Origin of the sequence: Streptomyces sp. UNOC14_S4, from assembly GCF_020740835.1 — a bacterium.
Classification (GTDB): Bacteria; Actinomycetota; Actinomycetes; order Streptomycetales; family Streptomycetaceae; genus Streptomyces.
This window is the reverse complement of record NZ_JAINFC010000690.1, coordinates 1-3,104: the sequence shown is the minus strand read 5'-3', so window position 1 is coordinate 3,104 and position 3,104 is coordinate 1. Positions and strand designations below refer to the sequence as shown.

Annotated in this window: 3 protein-coding genes; 2 read left to right on the top strand and 1 reads right to left on the bottom strand. The window is 73.6% G+C overall.

The genetic code is table 11. The annotated features are described in order from the left end of the window. A partial coding sequence (locus tag K6I34_RS34370; RefSeq protein WP_229331962.1) for a prolyl oligopeptidase family serine peptidase occupies window positions 1–1,659 on the top strand: 1,659 nt, incomplete at its 5' end. Between the two features lie 88 nt (window positions 1,660–1,747). Further along, complete coding sequence (locus K6I34_RS34365) at window positions 1,748–2,260, top strand: Rieske (2Fe-2S) protein (RefSeq protein WP_229331961.1); 513 nt, start codon at window positions 1,748–1,750, stop codon at window positions 2,258–2,260. Here K6I34_RS34365 and K6I34_RS34360 read toward each other — a convergent pair. Further along, window positions 2,226–2,891, bottom strand: coding sequence for a cysteine hydrolase (locus tag K6I34_RS34360; protein WP_229331960.1), 666 nt, complete (start codon window positions 2,889–2,891; stop codon window positions 2,226–2,228). The two genes, K6I34_RS34365 and K6I34_RS34360, sit on opposite strands and share 35 nt — an antisense overlap. Between the last annotated feature and the right edge of the window lie 213 nt (window positions 2,892–3,104).

Sequence of the window (3,104 nt, the reverse complement as noted above, 5' to 3'; positions counted from 1 at the left end):
TCACCGGACGGCCGCCACGTCGCGTATGTGACCGGCGGCGCGCTGCACGTCATGACCCTGGCGGGGGAGGAGCTGCTGCGCGTCGCGCCGGAGGCCCCCGAGGTCACGTACGGCCTGGCGGAACACGTGGCCGCCGAGTCGATGGGGCGGCACCGCGGCCACTGGTGGGCCCCCGACGGCAGCGCGCTGCTCGTCGCCCGCGTCGACCCCACGGCCGTACCCCTGTGGCACCTCGCCGACCCCGCCGATCCCGCGAAGCGGCCGCGGTCCTCCCGCTACCCGTTCGCGGGCAGCACGAACGCCGGGGTGACCCTGTACGTCGTGGCACTGGACGGACGGCGTACGGAGGTGACATGGGACCGGACGGCCTTCGAATACCTCGCCACCGCCGACTGGGACGCGCACGGCCCGGTCATCGGCGTGCAGAGCCGCGACCAACGGGTGTTCCGCCTGCTGGCCGTCGACCCCGCCACGGGCACGACCGAGCCGCTGCACGAGAGACGCGACCCCGCGTGGGTGGAGCTCGTCCCCGGCACCCCGGCCCGTACGGCCTCCGGCACCCCGGTCGTCCCCTGGGAGCGGAACGACACCCGGCGGCTGCGCATCGGTGACTTCCTCACCCCCGAGGGCCTCCAGGTCGCCGAGGTGCTCGGCACGGACGGCGAGCGCGTGCTCTTCACCGGCTGGGACAGCCCCTTCGAGCGCCACGTGTGGGTGTACGACCCGGAGCACGGTCTCGCGCGGCTGAGCCGGGAACCCGGCGTGCACACCGCCGTCATGGGCGGCCCCATCGTCGTACTGGACAGCCTGACCCCGGACGGACAGAAGGTCACTGTCCTGTGCGACGGCGAACCCGTCGGCACGATCGGCTCCCTGACCGCCGACCCCCTCGTCGCGCCCCGCCCGGAACACCTCACGCTCGGCGAACGGGATCTGCCCGGCCTGCTCTTCCTCCCCTCGTGGCACGAACCGGGGACGCGGAAACTGCCCGTACTGCTCTGCCCGTACGCCGGGCCGGGCATACGCCTGGCCGTACGGGCACGCACCTGGACGGCCTGCGTGGCCCAGTGGTTCGCGGAACAGGGCTTCGCCGTGCTCGTCGTGGACGGCAGGGGCACGCCCGGCCGCGGCCTCGCCTGGGAGAAGGCCGTACGCGGCGACCAGCTCACGCCCGTACTGGAGGACCAGACCGACGGACTGCGGGCCGCCGCCGCGCACTGCCCCGACCTCGACCTGGAACGAGTGGCCATCCGGGGCTGGTCGTTCGGCGGCACCGTCGCGGCGGCCGCCGTGCTCCGGCACCCGGACATCTTCCACGCGGCGGTCGCGGGCGCGGCCCCCAGCGACCAACGGCTCTACGACACCCACTGGAAGGAGCGCTTCCTCGGGCACCCGGACGAGGAGCCCGGGAACTACGTCCGCTCCTCGACGATCCACGACGCGCCGCTGCTGTGCCGCCCCCTGCTCCTCGTGCACGGCATGGCGGACGACAACGTGGCCGTCGCCCACACCCTGCGCATGTCCGCCGCGCTGCTGGCGGCAGGGCGGCCGCACACCGTCCTGCCGCTCACCGGTGTCACCCACACGAATGGCGCGGGCACGGCCGGACACCTGTTGCTGTTCGAATCGGCTTTCCTCAAGAAGGCGCTGAACCGCTGAACGCGGGCTTCACCGGAGCCGTATGACTCCGGTGAAGCCAGTGACCGCAGAGGCCCGCAGAGGCCCGCAGAGGCACAGAGGAGCGAACATGACACAGCTGCCGTCGGACCTGCCCGGTGCCGGGCGCCGTACCGTTCTCGCGGCCGCCGGAGCCGCCGGGCTCGCGGCCGCCCTGGCCGCGTGCGGCTCGGACGACAAGAAGGACTACACGCAGGGCGACACGCAGGGCACCGCACCGCAGACGCCCGGGGCACCGGCCGGATCGAGCGCCCCGGAGACCTCCACCGCCCCCTCCGCGGCCGCGCCCGGCGGCGGTGCGGAACTGGCCCGGACGGCCGACATCCCGGAGGGCGGCGGCAAGGTCTTCCGGGACCGCAAGGTCGTGGTGACCCAGCCCGCGAAGGGCGAGTTCAAGGCCTTCTCGGCGGTCTGCACCCACCAGGGCTGCGTGGTCGGCGAGGTGTCCGGCGGAACCATCAACTGCCCCTGCCACGGCAGCAAATTCGCCGTCGCGGACGGCAGCGTACGCAACGGCCCGGCGCAGCGTCCGCTGTCGGCGCAGCGCATCACCGTCCAGGGCGGGACGACCAGGCTGGCGTGACACCACGACGAGGCCGCCGCCAGTCGCGCAGGAGCGCCTCGGTCGTGGTGAGCGTGGCGACGTACGCGAGGGTGTGGCGGATCACCGCCGCCGTGTAGTCCGCGGGCACCCCCGCGATGGCGTCCGTGGGGACGACGGCCGTGTAGCCGAGGTTGACGGCGTCGAAGACGGCGTTGGGTATCGCCACGTTCGCCGACACACCCGTGACGACGAGGGTGCGACAGCCGAGGTTGCGCAACAGGGCGTCCAGCTCCGTACCGGCCAGGGGCGACAGCCCGTGCAGCCGCCGTACGACGAGGTCCGCTTCGCCGACCGGGATCGGCTCGGCGACGCGGACGGCCGTGCTGCCGGTCAACTGCCGCACGGGCAACCGCTCCGCCGCCCGGAACAGCCGCGCATTGCGCCCGGCCCCACGGCCGTCCGGGCGGCGCTCCGCGACGGCGTGCACCACTTGCACGTCCGCGGCGTGCGCGGCGGCGACGAGTCCGGCGATATTCGCCAGGGCGCCGGAAGCACGGACGGCAGCGGCCAGTTCGGGAAGCGCGGCATCCGGCCCTACGACGCCACGCTGACACTCGACGGTGAGCAGGACGGTGCTACGGGGGTCCAGGTCCGGGGCGTCGTTCGTCATGGGGGCTCCCTTGGGTGCGGCTGACAGATGAGCGAGGCCAGGACGCGCCCCCTCAGGGGCGCGGGGAACTGCGCGACCAGCCACAACAGACCAGTAGCCGCGCGCCGAGCGCAAGAGGCAACCCAGTAGGCGCAGCCGAAACACAGGGGCCGGGGCACAGCCCCGGTCACCTCAGCGGCAGCGTCGCCGTACCCATCCGCCCAAGCCCACCAC